Origin of the sequence: Wolbachia endosymbiont (group B) of Horisme vitalbata (assembly GCF_964028625.1) — a bacterium.
Taxonomy (GTDB): Bacteria; Pseudomonadota; Alphaproteobacteria; order Rickettsiales; family Anaplasmataceae; genus Wolbachia.
Genome location: NZ_OZ034797.1, coordinates 1,271,250 through 1,297,573 on the forward strand (window position 1 = coordinate 1,271,250; position 26,324 = coordinate 1,297,573).

15 protein-coding genes are annotated in these 26,324 nt (G+C 33.4%); 3 read left to right on the top strand and 12 right to left on the bottom strand.

The genetic code is table 11. The features are described 5' to 3' along the window. Positions 1–650: 650 nt before the first annotated feature. Together ABWU56_RS06220 and ABWU56_RS06225 are read right to left on the bottom strand one after the other, a co-directional pair. Complete coding sequence (locus ABWU56_RS06220) at positions 651–2,741, bottom strand: hypothetical protein (protein WP_341815158.1); 2,091 nt, start codon at positions 2,739–2,741, stop codon at positions 651–653. 8 nt (positions 2,742–2,749) lie between these two features. Next, on the bottom strand, positions 2,750–4,222 hold the full coding sequence (locus ABWU56_RS06225; RefSeq protein WP_077188281.1) for a hypothetical protein: 1,473 nt from the start codon (positions 4,220–4,222) through the stop codon (positions 2,750–2,752). 408 nt (positions 4,223–4,630) lie between these two features. Between ABWU56_RS06225 and ABWU56_RS06230 the strand changes: the two genes are divergently transcribed. Both ABWU56_RS06230 and ABWU56_RS06235 read left to right on the top strand, forming a co-directional pair. Continuing rightward, positions 4,631–5,530: a DMT family transporter gene (locus ABWU56_RS06230; RefSeq protein WP_353281311.1), complete on the top strand. Its 900-nt coding sequence runs from the start codon at positions 4,631–4,633 to the stop codon at positions 5,528–5,530. Between the two features lie 47 nt (positions 5,531–5,577). Then, positions 5,578–6,885 (top strand): UDP-glucose dehydrogenase family protein, encoded by a 1,308-nt coding sequence (locus ABWU56_RS06235; RefSeq protein ID WP_353281312.1) that lies wholly within the window; start codon positions 5,578–5,580, stop codon positions 6,883–6,885. Between the two features lie 17 nt (positions 6,886–6,902). On the opposite strand, the gene ABWU56_RS06240 is transcribed toward ABWU56_RS06235, so the two are convergent. Continuing rightward, a complete protein-coding gene (locus tag ABWU56_RS06240) occupies positions 6,903–8,048 on the bottom strand; it encodes an MFS transporter (RefSeq protein WP_010405355.1) in 1,146 nt (381 codons plus the stop codon). Between the two features lie 80 nt (positions 8,049–8,128). Between ABWU56_RS06240 and ABWU56_RS06245 the strand changes: the two genes are divergently transcribed. Beyond that, positions 8,129–8,990 (top strand): IS630 family transposase gene (locus tag ABWU56_RS06245; protein ID WP_265028085.1). Its coding sequence is split into 2 segments (ribosomal slippage): positions 8,129–8,454 and positions 8,453–8,990, totalling 864 coding nucleotides; the frame shifts between segments, so codons are not numbered across the junction. Positions 8,991–9,130: 140 nt separating this feature from the next. Here the strand turns inward: ABWU56_RS06245 and ABWU56_RS06250 are convergent. The 9 genes from ABWU56_RS06250 to ABWU56_RS06290 form a co-directional block, all read right to left on the bottom strand. Continuing rightward, positions 9,131–10,174 (bottom strand): threonine aldolase family protein, encoded by a 1,044-nt coding sequence (locus ABWU56_RS06250; protein WP_211908064.1) that lies wholly within the window; start codon positions 10,172–10,174, stop codon positions 9,131–9,133. Beyond that, the gene (locus ABWU56_RS06255; RefSeq protein WP_211908672.1) at positions 10,171–11,220 is read right to left on the bottom strand and encodes a threonine aldolase family protein; all 1,050 of its coding nucleotides are present in this window, start codon (positions 11,218–11,220) and stop codon (positions 10,171–10,173) included. The genes ABWU56_RS06250 and ABWU56_RS06255 overlap by 4 nt, the downstream gene beginning before the upstream one ends. Position 11,221: 1 nt before the next feature. Continuing rightward, positions 11,222–12,997, bottom strand: a complete 1,776-nt coding sequence (locus ABWU56_RS06260; RefSeq protein WP_211908065.1) for an ABC transporter ATP-binding protein — start codon at positions 12,995–12,997, stop codon at positions 11,222–11,224. Next, complete coding sequence (locus ABWU56_RS06265; RefSeq protein WP_211908674.1) at positions 12,998–13,987, bottom strand: phytanoyl-CoA dioxygenase family protein; 990 nt, start codon at positions 13,985–13,987, stop codon at positions 12,998–13,000. It abuts the gene before it with no gap. Between the two features lie 4 nt (positions 13,988–13,991). Then, complete coding sequence (locus ABWU56_RS06270) at positions 13,992–15,668, bottom strand: WG repeat-containing protein (RefSeq protein WP_353281314.1); 1,677 nt, start codon at positions 15,666–15,668, stop codon at positions 13,992–13,994. Further along, on the bottom strand, positions 15,629–17,956 hold the full coding sequence (locus ABWU56_RS06275) for a glycosyltransferase (RefSeq protein WP_353281315.1): 2,328 nt from the start codon (positions 17,954–17,956) through the stop codon (positions 15,629–15,631). The genes ABWU56_RS06270 and ABWU56_RS06275 overlap by 40 nt, the downstream gene beginning before the upstream one ends. Then, complete coding sequence (locus tag ABWU56_RS06280; RefSeq protein WP_353281317.1) at positions 17,913–18,866, bottom strand: NAD-dependent epimerase/dehydratase family protein; 954 nt, start codon at positions 18,864–18,866, stop codon at positions 17,913–17,915. The genes ABWU56_RS06275 and ABWU56_RS06280 overlap by 44 nt, the downstream gene beginning before the upstream one ends. Before the next feature lie 124 nt (positions 18,867–18,990). Further along, positions 18,991–19,740, bottom strand: coding sequence for an NTP transferase domain-containing protein (locus tag ABWU56_RS06285; RefSeq protein WP_211908265.1), 750 nt, complete (start codon positions 19,738–19,740; stop codon positions 18,991–18,993). Between the two features lie 121 nt (positions 19,741–19,861). Beyond that, on the bottom strand, positions 19,862–26,275 hold the full coding sequence (locus ABWU56_RS06290) for an ankyrin repeat domain-containing protein (protein ID WP_353281319.1): 6,414 nt from the start codon (positions 26,273–26,275) through the stop codon (positions 19,862–19,864). Between the last annotated feature and the right edge of the window lie 49 nt (positions 26,276–26,324).

Below are 26,324 nucleotides of genomic sequence, written 5' to 3' on the forward strand. Positions count from 1 at the left end.
TACTTTAAATATGTGTCGACGTATTTATCAACATATTCATTTTAAAAATCGGATCACTTTGAAAAAAATGGTCTAGACAAATGGGTGCATTATAATGTATAACAATGTTACAAAAAATAATATCATAGAATTCAGTAGGATAATTCCTAGAAAACCCCTACATACTAAAAAAAGCAAAATGCTGTTAAAATGAGCTTAAGAATAAATAGCAAACATCTAACATAACAATTCTATTTGTAAATCAGGTGAGGCTTATCCTATAGAAAGCTTTCGAACTACGCAAGCGTATCTTTTGCCTTTAGTATTTCTTTATTGTTTAAGATAACTGTCTGAGCTCCTCTGCCTTAGCATTATATCTCCACTTTCTGCAAGTTATTCCATTAAGTAGTAAAAATATTAGACTTGCCGCAAAACTAAGAAAAAAAGACCAAAGATAGAGCAGATTGAACTTACAGTAAAAATAGAACAAAAAAACTCCAACAATAAATTATACAAACTTCATCAGGTTAACTTTAACTTAAGAAAACATAAATCAAATTTTCTTGCTCAAAGACCTTGCTTTTTCTCCAACCTTACTCAAACGTACTCTAGCTTAATGCATAATTTTACCCATAAACAACCTTATCTTTGGTACTTTTATTAGTTACAAGTCATCTAGAAAACCCAGATGCTCTACGAAGCCCACCAATCAATATCAGATCCTGCTCTTGTCCTACAGCATTTAATATAGCGTATAACAAAACCATCGCATCTCCCCCAGTAATACGCTTGCATCCTCCACAAAATTCGTATTCACTTAACTGTCGATTTGCCTCCACCCTTTTTCGTTCAACTTGTTCTGCGGTGTTAGCATACTTCAACTCTATTCCAATTGGATGAGTATCATCATTTTCCGCAGATTTTGATAATACTAGGTCTATTTTCCTTCCTCTCTGTAGCTGGAACTCAATAATTACCTTGGCAGGATTATCGCAACTTTGAAATATCCCACGCAACAAAGCCTGAAATTTAGCTTCATTGTTCACGAGTAGACGGTTTCCATTTAATAACGGAGACAACAGACGAGAAATCTCATTAAATAAAACTTCATACCTAGCCCTGTACTCACCATTAACATTACCATCATTACCAAAATTAGGCTCAGCACTCATCAACTGATCTGCAAGTTGATGTAAATTCCTAACATTACCCATTTGTTCTGAAAACCTTCCCTCGAAATAACCTTCACTATGAGAACGTGAGTAAGCACGTAGTGATTCGAATTTCTTTGCAGAAGCCACTTCCAGATGACCCTGGACATCTACTTCACAAAGTACTTGACGCACCTTAGCATCATCTGTGGCTTGAGGCAGTAACGACAGGTTCAATGCTTTGTCTGGTAAAGTCTGCCACTTTAAACGACGAAAAATGTGAAGCACAACAAAACCAATATTTGATAAAAATAGAGCTAAAGTTAACGCATGGCTTACAATATCTGCTGCATCTCCCCTACCACCTGTACGTTTCATTTTCTCTCCCTGAGAGTGGTTAAATAGATACTTGGTAACCCTTACCTCCCGCCCATCATTTGTTTCTAAGTCCCTCCTTGTAGATAAAACATTTCCAAAAACAAACGATGACGTACAGGAAAAAGTGTTACAATGAGGCGATTGAGTGAACTCTGATGCTATGGGTTGTAAAAAACGTTTTACATTTCCCCTAACTCCATTTCCATGAGGATGTAGTAAACCCGGTATTAAGGAAAGACCACCTTCTGAAAAGACCTGCACAGAAGTTCGGAGACCAGCACCTCCACGTAATTGAAAATTTAACGCTACACAAACAGCACTTGGTGATGAGGTATGAATAGGCAAAGACGAAACAGAACAACTTTTAGCATAATCTTTAGCTTGCTCTAATCCTTCCTCATCACCAACCTTCAACTCAATTATAATTGGAACCGAATCATTTGTCTGATCAACACCACGAACAAGCAAAACAACATCTGCATAACCTTTTCCTATAAGTAGCTCTGGGTAGAAATCAGCCACAGCTCGGTATCTAAAATTTACTAAAAACCCACACAGAAAACCGTGGTAATCAGACTCTGCACGAAACACTAAGCTATCTTCATGTTCATCATGGATATCAATAACATATTCCAAAATTCTTTTAACATTAGTACGCACTTCTCCTGTATCATCATTTGCCAACTCACTCATCAGGTCTAACAATTCACCTTGTTCTCTGATTGGGTTAATTTCATGAAAAATTGGAGCTCCAGGTTCATCACGTTGAGGAAATCTATCTATTTCATGAATAAACCTACATTCTTCTCCAAACCGAAATATTTTATACTCTTCCCAATCCAGATCCTTATCTTCCTGTAATTCTTGTGGAAGATTCTCTTCTACCTGCTGCTTCTCTTCTGCACTAAACCTTGACCCAGGGCTGTTCTCATTATCAGCAACAGTATAACACCTGACTATTCTTCTATTTTCTTTATTAGTGAGAACAGCAACTTTTAGATTTCCATAATTGTCAAAACGAAAATAGACTCTTTCATCTTCAACTAATATACCTGCATCATGTGCAGTAGAAAACATACCAAAAAAGAATGTAGGAAAAAAGCCAGGCTTATTAGCCGAATGCAAAAAAGATGGACAGTTGTTTAAAAAACCTACAAATTGTCTACTAAACTCATCACAACCTCCACTTAATAAAGCCCTAACTAATTCACGATCTTCATTATTACCATGCATAAATACTCCTATTTGTTAACAACTGCAGCAGGCGAAATACTAACATTAGTACCCACTAACGTAGATTGAGGACCTTCAGTGCTAGCAGAGAATAAATTCAAATTTCTCGCTGACTTACACAACTCTTCTATTAAATTGCAGGAGCTAGTTGCATCTATCATCTTAGAATTCCTTGTTTTATCTAAACTATTTGCTATCCTCTCTTTTAATGATTTAAAGCTTTTGTCTGAACAACAATCTTTAGCAAACTTTAAAATACTCAAGACCAAATCAACTTTTTCACCATCGCCAGCACTTTGAGTATCCTTGCTGTTCTCCTGATCTACAATCAAATTTGAAATTGCATTTTCCATTGCAACAAAAGCAATCCTATCTTTAAAAGGATCGACAACATTTATTTTATTTTGGTTAAATACACTAGATTCCCAAAGACTGCTAATAGCTGACCTTGCTTCATTCCTGTTATCCAAGTCATAATCTTTAGAAACTACAACAAATGAAAGCGATGAGAGAAGATGTGCATATCCTCTAGGTGAAAGCATTTTCTCTACTTCAGATCTTGAACATCCCTCGCTCAAGTACTGGATAACATACTTAGTTGTGCAAAGAAAACCGTGCTCTACTAAGTAACTAAGAGGACGATAGATCACACCCCTATCTTTCTTATTCGGTAGCCCAAGTAGTGACTTATGATCTACTTTTGCGCTTATGACTTTACCTAGAAGGGAACTTAAGGTAGAAGCAAGTTTATAGCTAGATTGCAATGGAGATAATTTTGCAATAGCAGAAACTAGCAATTTTTCTCTCTCTTCTTTCACTAATTTTTCTTCAGAACACAGACGATTATAGAAGTGTTCCACTCCCTTACTCCACTTGAAATCTACAGCCTTATTAAATCCATCTTCTGCTTCTATATTTTCTCTAAGGTTACCTGATTCTTGATCAATCCAGAAATTGAAAACAGGATCACGTCTTCCCATGGAACTTAACAATTCAACTCTTGCAAGCTTATCACTGCAAGCTAAATTCCTATCTTCCTCACATGCACCTTTATGAGATAAGTCAGATCTAAAAGACTCTAACGCCTTGTCAAATAATTGCTTAATTTCACTCTCTACACACTCAATACATGCTATTTTATATATAGCAAATGGATTCAACACACCTGATTTAGCTAATTCTCCTACCAATTTAGCAACATCTAGTGTCGCACCTGACCAACAAGATTCATCACGAAACGCATTACATAAGAGGTCCGATTGCTCAACGGTTAGACCCTCTACTGTTACAGGGTGAGCCTTGACCCATTCCTCAATAGCTGAAGTTCTATCACCTTTAACAACATCCTTCAGCTTACTTATTACTTTGCTAGAGATAATCTCTTTATTTTTTTTAGGATCAGAACTGAGACGAGATCTTTTGCTTGGGCCTGCATTACCCTTCAAATCTTCCGTTCCACGTTTAGTTTTACTTTTTGGCATCTAATTACCTCAAAATCAAATATTCAATGAAGGTATTATACAAGCATTAGAATAATATATAAATCGAAAAATTAGTGTGCACCTAAATTTAAGCAGTAATTATAGACCTGCTGCAAAAGAGGAGATATTAAAGAGAGATGTAGCAAGAGGGAATGAGCTTAAATTATCAAATTAACGTTATTCTACTTTACCTCACTAGCATTTTCCTTACCTTGAGCCTTACTATTACTCACAAATATAAACGTTCGTTACATAGCTCTTAATATGTCTAAAGAGACGAAATTTCCCGAATTATTTATAATGAACCCTTACGATCACATTCTGGGGACGTACATCAGAAAACTTTTATATTATTAGTTTTGTAGTAAAATTATATGAGTACATCGTATCTATTAAATCAGAAGCTTTATGGATTACAGATTGAGAGCTTATTTGTTTGGGGTTATCTGGTTTATACTTAGCTTACTTAGTAGTGTAGCTAATGATACTATATCAAAATATCTAAGTTTACATCTTCAGAGTTTTGAAATAATTTTTTTCCGCTTTCTGTTTACCACTATTACCCTTGTACCTTTTATGTTTTACTATGGAATAGAAACTTTTAAAACAAGTCAAATATCTACTCAAATAACCAGGGGTGGATTGTTGTTTTGTGGAATGACCTTATGGACTTACGGGTTGACTGTTTTCCCCATAGTAACTGCAACGATTATAAGTTTTTCTATACCATTATTTGTTATACTTCTTGCAATCCCTTTGCTAAACGAAAATATAATTTGGCAAAGATGGATAGTAACTGTTATTGGCTTTGTTGGTATTGCTATTACTACCAAAGCTCATAGTGAAGATTTTAATCCTAAAATTCTTATTTTTATTGTATCCGCATTAATCTTCGCTATACTAGATGTACTTAATAAGAAGCTTGTAATGAAGGAGACAATAATAAGTATATTATTTTACTCAGCTCTAACAACAACAATTTTTTCCACTCCATCTTTGTTATTTTATTGGCATATGCCTTCCTTGTTGGAGTTAGTATTACTGCTGATTTTAGGAATAAGTTCAAACCTAATTCTGTTCTTCATGTTAAAAGCTTTTGCTCTTACTGATGCTACTGCACTTGCACCTTATAGATACATAGAGCTAATAATTTCTGCAATAGTAGCATACGTTATATTTAATGAATTACCTGATAAAAGTGCTTTATATGGTACTTTGATATTAATACCATCAACCTTATTTATAGCTTATTCGGAAGGTAAGGCAATTAAGAAAAATAATGTAACAACAAAAGTTTATAATTGTTAATGGTATTTATTTTAGATGCTAAGCTATATTTTTAAGGTGATAATAAAATGCACATAACTATTATAGGAGTAGGGTATGTAGGCTTAGTATCTGGTACAATGTTATCGGAGCAGGGCCATAAAGTTGATTGCATTGACATAAATACTGAGAAGATTGAACTTTTGAAATCAGGGAAAATTCCTCTATATGAACCTGGATTAGCAGATTATTTAGAGAATAATATAAAGTCACAAAGGATAAGATTTTTCGATTCGTATTTTCAAATAAATCCCAATACAGAAGTAGTATTTATAACTGTAGATACTCCATCAGACTCCCTAGGAAATGCAAATTTAAAGAATGTATATAATGCAGTAAGTGAAGTTTCTGAGAGAGTTAATCAAGATTGCTTAATAGTGATAAAGTCAACTGTTCCTCCTGGTACTGCAGAAAATATATATAATTATTTATCTAATAAGGGCTATAACTTTGATTTGGGGGTTAATCCAGAGTTTCTCAAGCAAGGCTCTGCAGTATCAGATTTTTTATACCCAGATAGGATAATAATAGGAGTAAAAACTAAGCTAGCTAGGGCAAAACTAGAAGTTATATATAAATCATTTATAGATAAGAATATTCCGTTAATAGTCACTGATACAGTTACTGCTGAAATGATTAAATATGCTTCTAATGCTTTTCTAGCAACAAAGGTTGCTTTTATCAATGAGATGGCAGGTTTATGTGAGCTATTAGGAGCAGACATTGACCTTTTAGCTAACAGTATGGGAATGGACCATAGAATAGGTAAGGAATTTCTCAAAGCTGGTCCAGGATTTGGAGGATCATGTTTTCCTAAAGATTTGTCAGCTTTAATAAGGCTTGCTGAAGATCACAATGTCAAGCTACAAATTTTAAATTCAGTTAAGGAATCTAACTATAATCATATAACAAACATTGCTAAAAAGGTAGAATATGTATTAAATGGAGTCCAAAATAAAAAAATAGCAATATGGGGGCTAACTTTTAAGTCTGGTACTGATGATGTAAGAAATAGCCCAGCTATAGATATTGCACAATTGTTAGTGAATAACAAGGCTAAAATTACTGCATATGACCCAATGGGGATGGATAATGCTAGGCAAGTTCTAAAGGATATAGAATACGCGGACAATGCTATAGGGGCTGCAAGGGACGCGGAAGCCTTGTTATTGTTAACGGAGTGGAAAGAATTTAAAAATCAAGATTTTGCAAGTTTAAAGAGTATTATGGCTGCACCTAATGTTTTTGATTTCCGTAATTTATTAGATAGCGAGCTATTACTAAGATATGGTTACCATGTTTATTCCTTGGGTAAAAAGTCTATCTACAAAGTTTAACTGTTGAGAAATTTTTTTTACACCGCTTTACTTAGTTTTTTTAGATCTTTGCTTGATAGTATGGAAAAGCAAACGAGTGCAACAACAGAGCAAATGGAAAAAAATGAAAACATAATACTGTTACCACAGTGCTTAACAAGTACTCCTAAGAGCACGCATGAAAATATTGAACTTGCAATATACCCAAATAATCCTGTTAAGCTTACAATTGCACATACATTATTTTGTGGAGCAATTTCTACAGCTATAACACCTGTCAGTACTTGCACTCCAAATATAAAGAATCCTGATAAGATTGCACCAAGGTTCATAAGAATTATGTTTTGACCAAAGTTCATTGCAATAAAAGTGAGTGCTATACCCAACATATAAAGTGATGCCAGCAAGCTTCTATTTTGAAAGAAGTACATATCACTAATTCTTCCTGTTATTAAAGTTCCAAGGATTCCACCTAAATCATATACGCCTGTTATTAGTGAGGATTGTACAAGAGAAATTTGTAATTTATTCTTTAAAATTATAGGAAACCAAAAGAAGATTCCCATTTTTATAATATAAGCACAAAAAGTAGCACAACATAGAAACCATATGGAACTTGTTACCTTGATACCTATTTGAGATTTCTGCACCTTATAATAGGTAGTAAAGTTGGCACTTTCTTTGTAATATGCCTTTAATATTATATAAATTCCAAAAAGTAAGCATAAGAAACCAGAGTACAAAAATGCACTTTTTGCATCATATATTTTAATTATACTTGGTAATACAATTAAAGTAATACAAGAACCAAGTTGCTGAGATGCGCTCATAACTCCCCATGATGATGCAATTGAAGAGATGCTAGAGTTTGTAACCATAAACTTGGTAATAGCTGGCCAACCTAACCCTTGTGTCCAAGCTAATAATATTAATGTTAACAGTAATAAAGTTAGATTATTATATGATAAAGTTATACCAATGGTTAATAATCCAGTTGCAATATTGCATAGCCCAAACATAAATAATGGATTATTTTTGGAGTCCATGATTATTCCATTAACAAATTTTGATACTCCATAAAAAAAAGAAAAGCAGGCAAAAAAATAGCTTAATTTTACATGGTCAGTATCTATTAACAGTGGTAGAGCAATTGGTATACTTTGTCTTGATAAATAAAGCAGCATATATCCACAGAAGAATAGTATAGCTCTTCTCATAATAATCCAAACAAGTTAAGATATGGATTTATGGTAGTGGGGTTTGTATGCCAGCAGCGTATAGTTACGACTTAAGGAAAAAAGCAATGGAAGCATTGGATGAAGGAGAAAGTAGAGCAAATGTTGCCGAGAGATTTAAAATTGGAAAAACAACTCTATATGAGTGGCAGAAAAGACGTAAGGAAACGGGAGATTTTCAGTCAAAAAAGCCTGGAAGCGTAGGATATAACCATAAAATTACTGACTGGAATGTTTTTACCAAATTTGCAAAAAACCATGGTGGCAAAACTCAGTCAGAGATGGCTAAACTCTGGGGCAATATCAGTAGACAAACGATTCACCGTGCACTTAAAAATATTGGATTTACAAGAAAAAAAGACCTACGGATATAAAGAAAGAAATGAAGAGAAGCGAGCTCACTTTTCAAAGGTTATAGCAACAAAACGTCATGAAAATCTTGTATATATTGACGAATCTGGAATAGATAATACAGAAGACTACCCATACGGATACTGCAGAAAAGGAGAGAGGTTTCATTCACTAAAATCAGGTAAAAAAGCTCAGCGGGTCAGTATGATTGCAGCTCTAAATAAAGAGAAAATCATTGCTCCATTGACCTTTGAAGGATATTGCAATAAGGATGTTTTCGAGGCTTGGTTTGAGCAGTTTTTAACTCCAATTTTAAGGTCTGGCCAAACTGTAATTCTTGATAACGCTACTTTTCATAAATCTAAAAAAATAGATAATCTTGCTAAAGGAGTTGGTGCTGAAATTCTTTATCTTCCTCCATATTCTCCAGACTTTAACAAAATTGAGCATCAGTGGTTTGCTATAAAGAACAGAGCTAGAAAAAATATCCCTATTTTTAAGTCTTTCCGTCAAGCTGTTGATTCTGCTTTTTTATTCTGACTATTATGAGAAGAGCTATAAATATTGAAAGAAGACAAAGTTCACACCTATTCCCAAATAGCTCTATGCAGATGCTAGCATAATACTATATTGGTATAATATTGTTTGACAAGAAGTTTGCAAACAATTAGTGCAGAAAATTACTTACTTAGTATCTTTCTTATAGCAGATACAGTAGTATTAATATCTTCATAGCTTATATCTCTATGTGTTATAGCTCTGATTTTACCTTTGATGTTAGCCATTCTAATTCCATAATTTGTCATTAGTACGTTTATTAATTCTTGAGTAGATATACAATTAGTATGTAATGAAAAATACGCTATATTAGTTTTATACAGGTCGATATCAATTATAACTTGATCTATAGAGCCTAGGCCTTCTATAAGGTGCTGCATTTTTTTATGATCTTCTTCTAAAGAATTTACATTATTATGTAGAGCATATAAACATGCAGCTGAAATAATGCCAGCTTGGTGCATACCTCCGCCAATTTGAAACTTATAGTACCAAGCTTTTTCAATAAAATCTTCACTTCCAAGCAATATTGCGCCCATTGGAGCACCTAATCCTTTACTAAAATCAATAAATATCGAATCAAAATAACTTGCATACTCTTTTGGAGATATTTTAGTATGAGCACAAGCGTTGAACAGTCTTGCTCCATCTAAATGAGTGAATACGTCATTCTCTTTGCAGAGACTTGAGATCTCTTGAATATATTCTAAAGGCCACACAGCTCCACCACCAAAATTTGTCGTTTGTTCGATAGAAACAAGCCCAACTCTCGGAATATTTCTTAAACTAGGACGAGTAATAAACTCAACAATTTGTTCTCCAGTAAATATTCCTCTCGTACCTTTGATGGGCAAAGGAGTGGCATGTGCCTGGGCTGCGATCAAGCCAGATTGTACTATGAGTGGATGTGAAGTTTCATCAAGCAGCAAGTAATCACCAGGTCTTTGAATGTGTACTTTATAAGCAATTACATTGGACATCGTTCCTGAAATCAAAAAGATTCCTGCAGGTTTACCTAATATTTTACATGCGGTTGCCACTAATTCGTTTACAGTTGGATCTTCACATGCAGCTTCGTTTCCAACTTTTGCTTTAGCCATCGCTTCCCTCATTTTAGCTGAAGGATCAGTGTTTGAATCGCTAAAGAAATCTATTTTTATTCTCATATTAAATTTAACACAACCTCCTTTATAATTTCAGCAGCTTTCATGATTTCTGTTTCCTTTGTGCCAAGATGGGTAACTGCTCTTATATGAGACTCGAGCCAAGGAAAAAGCAATAAACCATAAGCTTGGCACTTACTCAAGAAAACCTCATTAGTTACATTTAGTGCTTTTATACTGAAGCTTACTATATTAGTTTCTGGATAAGGTAGTACCAGTTTTATGTGTGGAATTTCTTTAATCTTATCTGCAAACAATTTAGCGAGCTTATTATCTTCTTTAAGCCTAGAGATATTATTCTGTAGTACGTATTTTGCTGCATTAGCACAATACCCTATCTGATGATAACCACTACCTAGCCAAACCTGTAGCTTTTTAGCCCTTTCAATTATCTCTCTTTTACCCATAAGCATTGAACCAAAAGGAGCGCCAAGTCCTTTAGTAAAAGAAAAGCTCATTGTATCCACATATTTAGCATAATCTGCTAAAGCAATATTTGTTTCGATATGAGCATTAAATATTCTTGCACCGTCTAAATGAAGATTTACATTGTGAGCTTTTAAAAAGTGATATAACTCGACTTGTTTTTCAAAAGGATAAATTTTACCATTAAACCCATTTATACTATTTTCTATAGAAACAAGACTCACCTGAGCAAAAATTTTATACCTCGGCTTAGAATTAATAGCATATTCTACTTCATCAACATCTAAGATTCCGCTATTATTTCTAATACAATTAAATACGATATTATTTACTTTTGCATTGCCTGCGCTATCGAAAAAATTAACGTGGTAATTATAATGAGTTATTAGTTCATCACCAGGACTTGTTTGACTGGCAATGGCTAATCTATTTGCAAGCATACCGCTGGTTACAAATAATGCTTCTTCTACTTTGAATAATTGTTTGCAATATTCTGATAAGTCATTACAGCTTTTGTCTTCACCATAAGCAAAATCTCCAACAGTTGCATTACTTATTGCATGTATAACGTTGGAGCCCTGCAGAGTTGTAGTGTCACTTCTCAGATCAATAATTTTTTCCATCTTATTTTTTGCCATTCAAACAACCAATTTGAGCATTCCAAAGTTCCTTGTAAAGACCTTGCTTAGAAACTAATTCAGCATGTTTACCATCTTGGACAATTTTTCCTTTGTTAAATACTAGAATTCGGTCCATGTGTAAAAGTGTAGAAATACGGTGTGCTATAGTAATCGTAGTTTTATTTTTCATCAATTTGAATAAACTCATTTGAATTGTTTTTTCTGTTATAGAATCTAACTGACTAGTTGGTTCATCGAGAAATAATATTGGAGCGTTTTTTAAAAATGCCCTGGCTATTATTATTCTTTGTCTTTCTCCTCCAGATAGCTTGATGCCTTTTTCTCCGACTGTAGTTCCATATTGATCTGGTAGAGTCATAATGAAATCGTGAATACCAGCCAGCTTTGCAGCTCTCATTATTTCTTCGATAGTAGATTGAAGTCTACCATATATGATGTTTGCTAAAATAGTATCATGAAATAACAATGGGTCTTGAGGTATTACAGATATTTGTTGCCTCAAAGAACTCTGTGTAACTTCTGATACTATTTGATTATCAATCTGTATATTACCTTTTTTAACATCAAATAGCCTTAGAATTAAGTTTATAAAAGTAGATTTACCACCTCCAGAATAACCAACTAGACCTACCTTTTCGCAAGGATTAATGGTAACTGAGAAATCTTGAAATAATGGCTCCTGACCTTCATAAGAAAAAGAAACATTGTTAAACGTTATTCTTCCACTTAATAAATTTAATTCTTTAGCATTTTCCTTATCTTGAATTTCTGGTACAGTAGTCAAGATTGGCAATGCATCTGAAACTTTGCCGAAATGAGTAGAAAATTGGGTAAGATTCCTAGTTAGATGGTTAAGAAACTCTATAATCGATATATTAATTCCAAGTACAAGAGCAATATCTCCTATTGCAATTTTGTTCAATTGATAGTCATAAATTAAAAAGTACAAGTTTACTGCTTGGAGTATATCAAATGAATAGCCATATATAAACCAAAGACAAAAGTATGCCCATTGTAATTTTCTCTCTGCAATAGTTCTTTTCTTGCATATTTGAAAAAATTTGTGTCTCTCATGTGCTTGCTGAGAAAATAGCCTTACTGATATAACATTTAAAATACTATCTGCTATACTAGCTATTACTTGTGAATTTTGTTTAGAGTAATTATCAGCTAGTTCAGTAAGTACACGAAAGCTGAAAATCGATACTAAAATAAAAATGCTTACCCAAGTGAATGTGGCGATTGCAAATTTTATGTTTACTAATGATAAGGTATAAATAGCTAAGACTAATGCTATGCTGTAACCGAAAAAACAATCTATAAGCAATCTTATTAACTCTATCACACTATCCATTAAGTTACTGGCCTTATGTACTAAACTTCCGGATAAATTGTTCTGATAATAGGAATGGTCTTGTTGGAGTAGCCTACAAAAAGACATATCAGCTATTTTTTGACGCATTAAGGTAAACATTCGAATGTCAACAAAATAGCCATAGAATCTAAAAGCAGTAGTGATAAGTAATGCCATACCAAGATAAGCGCTTACAGGTAATAAAAGATTTTCAATTACATTACCTTCCTGATATTTTACAGCTGTATCTAGAATATTTTTTACTAAATACTTTCTAAAAGACAAATCAACAGCTACCACCAGAGCAACTAAAGACATTATAAGTACATTAAGCTTGAATTTAGATACTATATTCAAGATGAACATCAATACACATTTGAAGCTATCAACTCTACTTCTGTTCATTTACAATGCTAGCTCCACTACGTTGACTTTTTTATTGAGAAATACAAGTAGTGAAAACCATAAATTTTTGTATATTTTTCCTGAGATGTCTCCAGCATCATGTAGTGCTGATGCTTGATTTAGAATAAGCAGCTTATATAAATCTCGCTTAGCCTCAGTAGTGTCGATCTCAGAAATATTTGTAGTTGTATCTGTAATAAAGGCTAACCAGCTCTTGATAAGTTCTTCCATGTTTTTTGCTTTTATACTTTCCTGGTAGCCAAACAATGACAAGCATTCTCTCAGTATAGATTCTGTTAACTCACCACAATTGAGTATACCAAAAACTGAAGGCTGAGGTTTTGGCACATAGGGAAGGTCTTGATCTTTTATAATCCACCTTGTTACATAAGCAAATCTATCTTTAGCATCTGTATTCTTATCACTACCATGCCATAACCGTGAATCAAAAACTATCGCATCTCCTGCTGAAATAGGTAGTGACTTAATTTTGTAATTTTCTCGGTTGTTTGAGTACTGATCAAAAAAATATGGGTACCAAAAATCAACTAAAGGCTGTATTTCCCATTTATGACTGTTTTCTATAATTTGTAGTGCACCTGAAGTTTCACTTACATTATTCAAAGCTAACCAAACGGAAAAGTGGTAAGGATCATTGAAACTATAGGAGATGTCTTGGTGAAAGGGAACTGCATCTATTAAATCAGCAGTTTTACATATAACATTTGATTTTTTCTGCAGTATCTGACACTGAAGTGACTTTTCAAGGTAATTTTTAATAATTTTATCTAATGCTTGAGATATAATTCTAGTTACTTGAGATAACATGCCCCATCTGCCGGTACAGTTTAAGTAGTCAGAAGTTGAAACACTTATTTCTTGGGATAGCTTTGATATCTTATTTGTTATATCACTTAAAGACTGAATTATTAGCTCTAAAGGAACCAGATTTTTGATAATAAAAAAACCATTTTTTTGTAATGTTTCCATGTGATTAACATCTGACATCAATAACTGATAAGTAATCTGTTAAAGGTAAAACAGCAAAAATTTTGAATCCTTTTACTTGTTTGAGTATTTTTTCCCAATCGTTTAATGTTCTTAGTTTACCTCCTGTTTCAACCATGACATTAATATCTACAGAGCCTCCAGTTGGAGAGCGGTAATCTAAAATAGTTTCTATCAATAAAATACGAGATATTCCTTTGACCAATTTTAAATAAGACAATACTTTATCATCATCATAGTGCTGTAGAAAGCGGCAAAAGACACCTAATTCATAATTTGTAACTGATAGTTCTTCCTGAGTTATAAGTTTGACTTTTAAATTTTCTACTAACTGTCTTGGTACTTTATGTTCGTTATATAGGCCTATAGAACCTTTATTGTGTATATCAGAATAAGCAAGAAATAAAGAGTGTACACCAAATAGCAATATATTCTTAGCATCATCTATATTAATTCTAGAATTAAACTCTTTAGTATCAAACCTAGAATATCCTAGCAATGCTTGGTAAAACGCTATTTTCTTATTTTCTGATGCTTCTCTTTCCTTAAAAGATTCAAATGAAGAGATTGACTTCTGTTTTAGTATATCGGCAATATTTAACCAATTCTTTTCAGCGGCAACTCTTGCCCACATCGTTGCTGCTTTTGGCAAAAATGGTATTCCCTTAAAACACTTACCTTTTGATGATAGTTGCCATAAGTCCTTGTCCTTATCGTAATCAATAAACCCTATTTCCCACAACGCCCTTAACAGCCTTTCTAGATTTGGTACGATAATGTTTAACTTTTTAGATAAAACTGGCGTAGTTGCAGGTAAAATATTTAACAAATCAAGTTCAATAGCAACGCTTGTTAGGTAAGTTTTCCAAAAGGCTGAAAGTTCTGCAGAAATCCTATGCACTTGAGATTCTTTACCTAAATCAAAAATACTAAACTTTACATTTCCGGTAATATCGATTTGTCCTAACACACCTTCAAAAGTTTCAACTTTTGCCATCCCATTATAAAATGCTTCTACCATTTTAAATCTCTGCTGGTAAACAGGATCACCATTAATATCTATATGAAACCAACCATGTTGATCTTCTGCAATAGAATACCCTTTATGAAAAACATTAAGTTTTTTATACCATTTATTATGTACTAACTTTCCATGATGATTAATATGTGTAGCTTTACTATCCTTATAGACTACAGCGATACCATCCTTAAAATCTCCAACATAATCATATTCCTCCTGATAAATTCTGTTGCCATTTAAATTAATATGAAAACATTTATCATGTCTTCTAACTACACAAGCATCTTCCTGATAATTTCCAATCCATTGATAAGACTGTTTGTATACTCTACATCCAGATGGATCAATATGGTAACACCCTGTATCATCTTCTACGGCTGCTCTATTAAAGTAGAATCCAAAAGTTTTCAGAAATCTATTATGATAAACTGCTTCTCCTCTTACATTGATATGATAAGCACCTGTCTGATCATAAACCGGTGCAAGACCGGGCTCATGAAATTTACCAACCTTTATAAACCTATTTTCATATAAAGGATTTCCTAGCAACTCGTGAAAGCTCTCACACGGTGAAATTTTAATAGATTTAAAATTATCTTTGATTAATTGATCAAAGGTTTTCTCATGTTGCATGTTTTGCATAATTTGTAATTTAAATAATTCTTTTGTAAGCTTAGGTACTCACTACTCTGCCATATTTCCTCGAGTTTAACCTCATTAACATTACCAAAATTTCCTAATGTCTTACGGAGTTCATCTGGAGCACAGCAAGGACTAAACTTTCCTTCATTGTTTATCCATGCTTCTTTACCTAAAAATGGGCATTGACCACCTGGAGCCAAATCCTTAATACCTTCTTGAGAAAGGATTGTAAAATTTTCTAATTTTATCTTTTTACCATTTGGCAATAGCATATTATCTCTAAGCTCATATAACCTTCTTACCTCTGTATTCCATCTACTAATTGCTAATTCATCTCTTCTCATAGATAGATCCTTAATTTCCTCAAAATGTGCCCAAAGATGATGTCCTTTAACTCTATCTATGCCATTTTTTATGGCCATCTTAACTATGTCATAGAGTTCATGTAAATTACTTTCCAAAAATGTTAATTGTAAAGTAACGGTACACCTTTCACCTGTATCGCTAAAGTATTTATCTCTAACTTCAAGGAAAGTTTTTAAATTTTCTGTCACTACTTCCCATTTTGAACCTTTCATGATTTTTTCATGAGTTTCTTTAGTTGCCCCATTCCAGGAAATCTTAACATCAGATAAAATTGGTACCAATAGTTCAGCCCATTTTCTAGCTCCTTTAATAGGAAAAGAACCATTGGTTGTGAGGTTAAGCTTAAGGCCGAACTCATGGCACAAATTGATTATTTCATCAAAGCTTTTATACATTAAAGGCTCACCCATAGTAGAAGGAATGATTTCCCTTAAAGGTGTGCCAGCTGCTTCCTTAATTACTTTTCTGATAGTTTCTATCGACAGTATCTTAGGTTTTATTCCTTTAGCTTTCTTTTCTTCTTTAACTTTGCTGTATGGTGAAAAACATTCGCACATTATACAAGCAAAATTGCAGTAATCTGGATTAGTATCAAAAGTAATTCTCCAAGGACCAGGTTTAACAGCTACTGATTTGCCTTTCTTTTCAATAGCATTACGGTAAATCTTGTTAAGTTTCTCAGTATGCTCACCTATAGAAGGTATATTTCCATTTTCAGTATAAGGATAGCCTTTTTGGGTAAGTTTACTATATAACCCCTGATCTGTAGATAGGATTTGCATTTTTTCTGATAAACTACTTGCATCTCTGTGCTTAAATAATAGTCCATCTCTTACATATTCTGCCATACCACCATAATCGGCTGTTATAACTGGTATTCTAAGTTGCTGTGCTTCATGTATTACTAACGGTGAATTTTCACCCCAAATTGAAGGAACGACTATTGCATCAACTTTATTAAATACGTCAGTAACTATATTCTTATTATCATAACTTCCCATCCACTCTATTCTTTCTTTAACAACAGGTGAAAACTGATCGGCAATCGCTTTTAAAGCTTTAGTTTCTTCTCTTGCTGCTCCCCAAATTCTAAGTTTTGCTTTAGATGATAAGTGAGAAAAAGCTTTCAATAATAGATTAACACCTTTTTCGGGAGTATGAGTACCAATATAACCGAAAATAAACTCTTTTTCTTGTACTCTATTTCTATTCTTAAGACGATTGAGATCAAAACCATAATCAAGATAAGAAATTTTGTTTATCGGAACATTAAAATCCTGAGTAAATTTGTCCATCAAGAATTTCGATGGGGAAATAAAGTAATCTATATAGTCTATTATTTTCCTTGTGTGCTTCATTCTAGTTGCAACCCATTGTTCCCAATAATTTATGTCTAAATTCAGGAATTCTTCATCTCCTGTAAAATATCCTTTGTAACATTGGGTTGCACATTTTTGATCCTTTTGTCCATCACAAAGCCGTAACAAATCTTCAGAATTGCGTTGAATAAACCTTCCTCTTGGACACATTAACCAAAAGTCATGTAGCGTAAAAATTGTAGGTATATTTTCTTTAAAAGCAATTTCTGGTAAAGTAATTGATAGATGATTAAGATGACCAAAATGTATAAGATCTGGCTGAAAGTTATCTATTATTCTTTTAAATTTTATATTTACTTCTTCATTGATAAATTTATAACGATATTTAGCTGTAGGTATATTAATTAAATGCAGTAAAATCCGGGAATCACTACGATCTAGTACTGTAGTGTAATAAAAATCAGGTAAAAAGCTATTTTCATACCTAGTAAATACTTGTACCTCATTGTTATTTGCTAGTTCATGAGCAAGAGTTTGGCTATAAACCTCTGAACCAGCACTATAATAAGGAGGGTAACCATGAATAACTTTTAATATTTTCATATATTACCATATCTATATTGTTAGGATATTCTTGTGTATTGTTTTGTAGACTTTTTATAAATTTACTTAATCCTACTTCTAATGAATGTTTTGGAGACCAACCAAGTAGCTCTTTAGCTCTAGTAAAATCACCATGGAACTTAGTTACATCAAAATTTCTTGGAGGATAAAAATCAATTCTAGAATCACTTTTCGTGACTTTTAATATTGTTTTTGCTAAGTTTTCTAAAGTACATGGGCTATTAGTAGTAAGATGAATAGCAGGAAGGGAAGATTTTTCGCTTTGTAAATATTTAACAGTTAAGCATATACCCTCTATAACATCATCCAAATAGGTAAAATCAAAAACACATTCTTTACCTTCTATTTTAATTGGATCACCTCTTAATGCATTAATACAGAGTGCAGGAATCACTCTACTGTTATGATCTAGTAAACCACCGTATACATTTGAAAAGCGTAATATTGCTACATTAAAATCTTTTGAACTTGTTATTTGTTCCTCAATAAATACTTTACCTTTTGCATAATTATTTATTGGATCGATACTAGCAGATTCTGTAACTGGCAGTTCCTTCTGCTCTCCATAGACTTCCCTACTACTTGCATATATAAACCATGGTTTATTTGAAAGTGACTTACATAACCCTAAAAACTGCATTGTACCATTAACATTAATTTTTTTACACAGTTCAGGATAAAGTTCACCATGTATAACTCGAGAAATTGCAGCCAGATGAATAATTCCTGTACACTTAGCAAGTAGTGGTACTATATCTTCTGAAAAAAAACTGAGTGGATTGTTGCAAAACCTAATATCGCAGCTTATTACTTCATGGCCTTGGTTTTCTAACTTTTTCACCAAGGTTGACCCTATCAAACCTGCAGCACCTGTTATTAATATCCCCATGTATACCCTCTACTACAACTAGGAAAATTTGTCATACCAATTATCTTACAAGTAAGAATTAAAGGGTATTATAAAACCAGTATAAAACAAATGTCAACTTAAATTAATGAATAAAAAAATGTAGTTATGAAAGAAAAGTTGGCTGCCTTCTTTCTTGAAAATAGTGTTCGGCTTTAATCAAATCCTCCTTATTATTTACTCCCATTGCTTCTCTTTCATCAGAAACTACATAACCTACACCCAAGTTATTGTTTGCTGCAATGGGCACTATATCATTAAGACAATATTCATTGGTCGAATTATTAAATTTTATTTCTTTTACTAAGGTAAAAAGATCTTTAGCATATGAAACTATTATTCCAGAGTTTGCAAGAAGCATTTTATCTCCATTTTTTAGGATTTTTTGAACATTTCCGTAATTATCAATTACTAATCTTCCATATTGTTCATCTTGACTATTGAATCCAAGAAGAACTAAATTATTATACTTTAAACAATCAGTCATTTTCATAACTGTATCACTAGATATAAAGGGAGTGTCTCCATACTGTATTAAAACTATGTCTTGATCAGATAAGTCCTCCAGATTTTCTAGAGCAATTTTAACTGCAGTGCCAGTACCTGTAATATCTTCTTGAATTATTAGTTTTATATTGTATTGATCGATTATACTTTTTAGGGTATCAAACTTTTCTAAATCTTTTAGAAGGGAGTTGTTAACAACAATTGATAAGCTTTTTAGACTCAGCAATTTTGCATTAGAAATTACATGTTCTAAAAGAGTAAGATTTCCCACTTGGTGCAACGCTTTTGAATATTCAGAATTCATTCTACTGCTCTTTCCTGCTGCTAATATTATCAAAATTTTACTCATACATAACTCAGGAATTGATTAGGTAGTAAGTTAATTTATAATTAGTAAGATGTAAAGTCCACTGTAATTTTTATATATTTTCTAGATCTTGGCACCCTCATTAGAGTTTCATTTAAGAGAGCTATAACTTTAAACTCTTTACTCTATTTTCTACGCTGACATCTTGTAAACTCTGATCTGGACTTTTTAATATTTCTAATAATCTACTTGCAAGGTTTGAGTGTTTATTGATTACTGCAACCTGGACTAATGACTTGTCTTGATCATTACGAGCATTTGTTACAGCTACGCGCTCATCAGGTTTTATTGCTTTCAGCTTACTGATAATTTCAACATTACCATTTTTTGCATTCTCAAACAGCTCTTCTACTAATTTCAATAGGTTAGTAATATTTTGGTCTCGAGAAAGATCAAGTGGTGCTTTACCTTCTTTATTCTTGATGTTATAAATTGCACCATGTTTTAATAAAGATTTTACAACTTCCAAGGAGCCACCTTTAGCCGCAACATGAAGTGATGTAGTACCACCAGAAGTTGTTCTAGCATTAATAAAGTCATTTAATTTATCACGACTTACATATTGTAATAAAACTTCAACAACTTCTCTGTAACCTTTGGAAGAAGCTATATGTAATGGCGTATTGCCCTTGTTAGTAATTTGAGCAACTTCAGCTCCATTTTTTAATAAGGTACTTACAACATCTATGTTGCCGTTGTTAACAGCATGGTGTAATGGTGTTCTTCCATCGGTATCTTTGAAGTTAACAATTACCCCTCTTTTGATGCAATTCTCAACCGCTAAAGGATTGTCATTTTCTATGGCCTCAAGTAACTTTTCAGAAAAAGCAGACTGTAACCTCTGATTGATTGACTCTAAAAACCTTTTTACAGGAATGTCAATATTAAGTTCAACCATTTCTATGAACGATCTTACATCTTTCTTTAACTCACTATGCAATAACTTATAATATTTTGTACCTTGCCCTTTGGAAACGAAGCATTCAGCCTTCCCACCGTAAGCTTCATCTGTATACCCTGACGTTATGTGTTTTGGATCAAATTCTAGTGCTACTAGCATATCATTTACTGACTGTATGCTTTTATTATTTATCGAACCAGGTACACAATCTTTGTATACCTCAACTAAGCGATATGCATTTCCTAGGTAATAAGAACCTTCCTTAAGAGTTTTCCAAGGAGAAGTATTCTTTTCTGAACTATATGGTTGCGACATGCTACGCAACATAGGAAGGTAAAGCTCAGAAAAACGGATATGCACCTCTGTAGCACTTTTAAGCTTCTCAAGTTGATCCAACTCACATTCAGGGCTAAACTGTGATTGAACTTGATCTGGCTCCTTCAGCATTTTTAACAATTTAGTTGCAATATTCTTATGTTTATTGGCTATAGCAACTTGCAATAATGTATTCCCTTGATTATTACGAGCATTTGTTATAGCTAAGAACTCATCAGGTTTTACTGCTCTTAGCTTGCTGATAGATTCAACATTACCATTTTTTATATCTCTAAACAATTCTTCGATCAATTTCAGTAAGTTAGTAACTCTTTGGTCCTTAGAAAGATCAATAGGTATTTTACCTTCTTTGTTCTCAATTTTATAAATTGCACCATGTTTTAATAAAGATTTTACAACTTCCAAGGAGCCACCTTTAGCTGCAACATGAAGTGATGTAGTACCACTAGAAGTAGTTTTAGCATTAACAAAGTCATTTAATTTATCACGACTGATATGTTGTAACAGAACCTCAACAATTTCTTTGTAACATTTGGAAGTAGCAGTGTGTAATGGTGTATTACCTTTATTAGTAACTTGACTAACGTTAGCTCCATTTGTTAGTAAGATGTTTACAATATCTATGTGTCCATTGCTAACAGCGTAATGCAACGGTGTTCTTCCATCAATATCTTTATCGTTGGCATCAGCTCCATCTTTTAACAGACGCTGAACAGTTCGTATATCACCTTTACTAGCAGCAATGTTGATATCTTTCTGCAGATGCTGGAGAACCTCTGATGCTTCGCTACCCTCAAGCTTAAATCTAAAATTAATCATCTCTATCTTTTTTAAAATATCTAAAACACTCGGATGACTTGGTCCAAAAACAGCTTTTCTTTGATCTAAACTTTCTCTGTAGACTTTAAGTGCGCTGATCCATTTCCCTTGAGCAAAAAGTACATTTGCTATGTTGTATTGAGTATTCAAGGTTTCTGGGTGATTTTGTTGTAAAGCTTTTTTCTGGATATTTAAAACCTCTTGAAAAGCTTTCAAGGCTTCATGATATTTATTTTGATTGAAGAGTACCCCAGCAATGTTATGTAACGTTCTCAAGGTATCAGCATGATTAATACCTAAAATTATTTTCTTCTTTTCAAAAACCTCTTTATAGATTTTTAAGGACTCTTCGTATTTACCTTGGTTAGCTAGTACCATTGCTATATTATTTTTGGCACTCACAGTGGCTAGATCATGTGTACCTAGTGTTTCTTTCCTCTTTTCAAAAACTGCCCTATTGATATTTAACGCTTCTTCATATTTTCCCTGTTTATCTAATACTAATGCCATGTGAAACTGAGTATTTAAGGTATCTGAATGATTTGACCCTAGTATTTCCTTTTGTCTCTGATAGACTTCTTGATAAATATTAAAAGCTTCTTCATCTTTCCCCTGTCTATGCAGCACTAAAGCGATTGTACTTCTTGTACTTAAAGTATCCTTATCGTTTAAACCCAGCATTTCTTTTTGTTTCTGAAAAATCTCTTTAAGCATATTTAAAGCTTCTTGGTAAATTCCTTGCTTATATAGCACTTTGGCTATATATGTCTGAATATCTAAAGTACCAGGATTGTCTGGTCCTAGTATTTCTTTTCTTCTTTCAAATGCGCTTCTGAAAATACTTAAGGCTTTTTGGTAATTGCCTTGATTCAAGAGCACTAAAGCTGTATCAATCTGAGCGGATACGTCACTTTGCGATATCTGCTTCAACTGCTCGACTTTTGAAAAGTTACTATGTACTGCAGCAACTACTAACGTTTTGTTCTCTCTATTACGAGCACTCATCACTGCTTTTACTGTATCAATATCCTTTATCTTATTTAGGTCATTAATAACTTGAGCATTACCATCTTTAACCTTTTTAAATGATTCACTGACTAGTTTAAATAAGCTAGTTATACTTTTATCTACAGTAAAATCTGATGGTGTTTTCCCACTGTCAGAGACAGCATTGTATACTGCACCATTAGACAATAGGGCCTTTACAACTTTTAAGTGAGAGAACTTAGCAGCATAATGCAGAGGAGTAAACCCCTTGTTACCAACCACATTAGGATTAGCTTTATTTTGTAATAGAATATTGACAACTCCATCATAGCCCTTCCATGCAGCATAATATAATGGTGTTACACTATCAGCATTTTTGGCATTAACAAACGCTCCTGCTTTAATGTAATTCTCAACCTCTGAAGAGCTATTACGTTTTACAGCCTCAAATAATTTCTCAGTTGATGCTAATAGATTGATAACGTCTTTATCGTTAGTCATTTCTAATGGTCTTCTACAAAGCTTGTCAACAGCGTTATAAACTGCACCATTTTTTAATAAAACTTCAATAACGTCTTTATAACCAAAATTAGCAGCAATATGCATAGGAGTTAAGCCATTAGTATCTTTAGCATTAACGTCAGCACCTTGTGCTATCAAATACTTTACAACTTCTAACCGACCTTTCATTGCAGCATAGTGTAGTAATGTCTGGTTAGCTGTACCAAGCTCATTAATACTCAACCCCTTGCTAAGGAAAAACTCTACGGTATCTTTATAACCTTCTCTAGCTGCAATGTGTATAGGCTTTGATCCAGAGGCATTTTTAGCATTAATATTAGACCCTTCATCTACTAGACATTTTACCATTTCCAAGTTACTTTCCTGTGAAGCAATGTGCAGTATAGTCCAATCATCATTGCCTTTAGCATTCATATCTACTTTTTTATACTGCAGTAACATTTTAACCACTTGCAAATGACCATGTGCAACTGCTAATTCTAAAGGTGTTCTGCTCTTATTATCCTTAACATTAACTTTTGCTCGATTACTTAATAGGACTTCAACAACATTAACATGGCCGTGTCCTGCAGCTATATGTAGTGGAGTACCTTCAACATTTACAAAGTTAACATTAGCCTTGTTTGCTATCAAAACTTCAGCAACTTCTTCATGGCCTTCTTGTGCCGCAAGATATAATGGTGTTATACTATTAATAGTCATAGCATCAACATTGGCTCCCCTTTCTATCAGAGCATTTACTATCCCCTTATGTCCTCTTTTAGCAGCCAAATGTAATAGTGTAGCATCTTCAGGACCTTTTATATCAATATGGGCCTTGTTTTTTAGCAAAATCTCTACAATATCCCTATAACCAGCGAGTACTGCTAATGATAAAGGTTCACCACCTTCTGCATTAACACTAGCTCCATTTTCTACAAGAACTTCAACGATCTCCTTATGATTATGCTTAATAGCAGAAAGCAATGGTGTTAGGTTGTTACTCTTAACATTAACACTGGCTCTATTTGCTACCAAAATTCCAACGATTTCCTTATGACCTCCTTCCACAGCTACATGTAATGGTGTACTACCTGCAATACCTTCTGTGTTAACTTTAGCTTTATTTTTTATTAAAAGATTCACAATATCTTTGTGACCTCCCACAATAGCTGCATGTAAAGGTGTAAGACCATAATTAGCACTAGTATTGACTTCAGCTTTACTTTTGATTAGAAAAGCAATAGCGTCTTTATGTCCACTTAGAGCAGCTACATGCAATGGCGTTATGCCATCATTAGTTCTAGCATCAACTTCAGCTTTATTTTTTATTAGAAGATCAATAATATCTTTGCTACCATTCATCGCAGCTGCATGTAATGGTGTACTACCCTTAATGTCTTGAGCTCTAACTTCAGCTTTATTTCTTATTAGGAGTTCAATAATATCTTTGTGACCTTTCAGAGCAGCTACATGTAATGGTGTTAGATTATTATTGGCTTTATCATTGATTTCTACTCCATTTTTTATTAAAAGCTCAGCAACTGCCTTATGACCACTCTCTGCTGCATAGTGTAATGGCGTAGCATTATTTTTATCTTTAGCGCGAATGTTAACCCCATGCTCGAGAAGAGCAACAACTATCTTCAAGTGGCCACTCTGCACTGCAAAATGTAGTGGGGTTATACCTTCCACAGTGGCAATACTAGCATTTGCATTATTTGTCAGTAAAGACTTAACAATTTTCTCATGTCCATCTTTTGCTGCGTAGTGCAAAGGTGTGTTATTATAGGTTTTGTCAACAACATTAACATTAGCTCCATGCTTCAATAAAATATTAGCTATCTTTTCATGACCGTTTTCTATTGCATAGTGTAATGGTGTACAACCATCTATAACTCTGGAGTTAACATCGGCTCCTTTGAGAATTAAAGCATTCACTACTTCTAGGTGGCCATTTAGTGCTGCTGTATGTAATGGTATTCCCTCCTTATCGTTTCTTGCATTAACATTTGCCTCATTTTTCAGTAAAAAATTAACTAGCCCTAGATAACCACTTTCTGCAGCTATATGTAGTGAAGTAAAGCCACCCATAGTTTCGTTGATGTCAACATTCGCTTCTTTTTCCAGCATAATCTTAGCAACATCAATATGATTGTTTTTTATTGCATAGTGTAAAGGTGAAAAACCAGCTATATCTTTGGTATTAGTATTAGCATTATTTTTTAGTAGAATTTCAACAGCATCTTTGTGACCATTTTTAGCTGCAATATGTAGTGATGTTTTGCCACTATTATCTAGATCATCAACATATACACCTGTTTTTCCTATAAAAAATTCCACAATATTTTTCCTTCCATATGCAGCAGCAATATGTAGTGGGCTTTGACCATTAATATCTTTAACATTAACGTCTAAATTTTGATTAAGAACAAATTTTATAATTTCAAGACTAGGTCCCTTAGCAGCAAAATGTAATGTAGTCCATGAGTTAATACTTCTAGCATTGATGTCTGCTCCTTTTTTGAGATAACTCTTTAAGTCTTCAAGATTTCCTTCTTCCAACGCAGCAAACATTTTTTCCTGATTAGTAATAGTGATAAGGTTTTGATCGTATTTATCTTTCAGCTTGGAAGGATCATCTCTTACCGACTTGCCAATTTTCTTCTTACTTTTTATTACATTTTCTGAAATAAGTTTTTTAGCGTTCAAGATAACTGCTATTGAGGGATCAGATAACAATACATCAACTAAGGTATTATCGTGTGCTAAATGATTACGCAAACATTTTCCAGTTAATAAAGGAGTGTTATCATCTAAAAAAAGTAGATTGTTTTCTAGATGCTTCTCTGATCTACCTAAAATTGACATTATATCCAGAACAAGCATTTCTACTACTGCTTGCAACTTTTTATTCCTCTTGTAGGAAGGAAGCTTTTCAGTTAACTTGCCACTTAATGCGTTATTCCTCAAAATACTTTTCAGTTCAGATAACTTCAGTTCAAGCTGGTTATTGTATTTT

Coding starts and splice junctions, on each gene's coding strand:
- ABWU56_RS06220 (WP_341815158.1), bottom strand. CDS start 2,741: ATGCATGGTAATAATGAAGATCGTGAATTAGTTAGGGCTTTATTAAGT.
- ABWU56_RS06225 (WP_077188281.1), bottom strand. CDS start 4,222: ATGCCAAAAAGTAAAACTAAACGTGGAACGGAAGATTTGAAGGGTAAT.
- ABWU56_RS06230 (WP_353281311.1), top strand. CDS start 4,631: ATGGATTACAGATTGAGAGCTTATTTGTTTGGGGTTATCTGGTTTATA.
- ABWU56_RS06235 (WP_353281312.1), top strand. CDS start 5,578: ATGCACATAACTATTATAGGAGTAGGGTATGTAGGCTTAGTATCTGGT.
- ABWU56_RS06240 (WP_010405355.1), bottom strand. CDS start 8,048: ATGCTGCTTTATTTATCAAGACAAAGTATACCAATTGCTCTACCACTG.
- ABWU56_RS06250 (WP_211908064.1), bottom strand. CDS start 10,174: ATGAGAATAAAAATAGATTTCTTTAGCGATTCAAACACTGATCCTTCA.
- ABWU56_RS06255 (WP_211908672.1), bottom strand. CDS start 11,220: ATGGAAAAAATTATTGATCTGAGAAGTGACACTACAACTCTGCAGGGC.
- ABWU56_RS06260 (WP_211908065.1), bottom strand. CDS start 12,997: ATGAACAGAAGTAGAGTTGATAGCTTCAAATGTGTATTGATGTTCATC.
- ABWU56_RS06265 (WP_211908674.1), bottom strand. CDS start 13,987: ATGGAAACATTACAAAAAAATGGTTTTTTTATTATCAAAAATCTGGTT.
- ABWU56_RS06270 (WP_353281314.1), bottom strand. CDS start 15,668: ATGCAAAACATGCAACATGAGAAAACCTTTGATCAATTAATCAAAGAT.
- ABWU56_RS06275 (WP_353281315.1), bottom strand. CDS start 17,956: ATGAAAATATTAAAAGTTATTCATGGTTACCCTCCTTATTATAGTGCT.
- ABWU56_RS06280 (WP_353281317.1), bottom strand. CDS start 18,866: ATGGGGATATTAATAACAGGTGCTGCAGGTTTGATAGGGTCAACCTTG.
- ABWU56_RS06285 (WP_211908265.1), bottom strand. CDS start 19,740: ATGAGTAAAATTTTGATAATATTAGCAGCAGGAAAGAGCAGTAGAATG.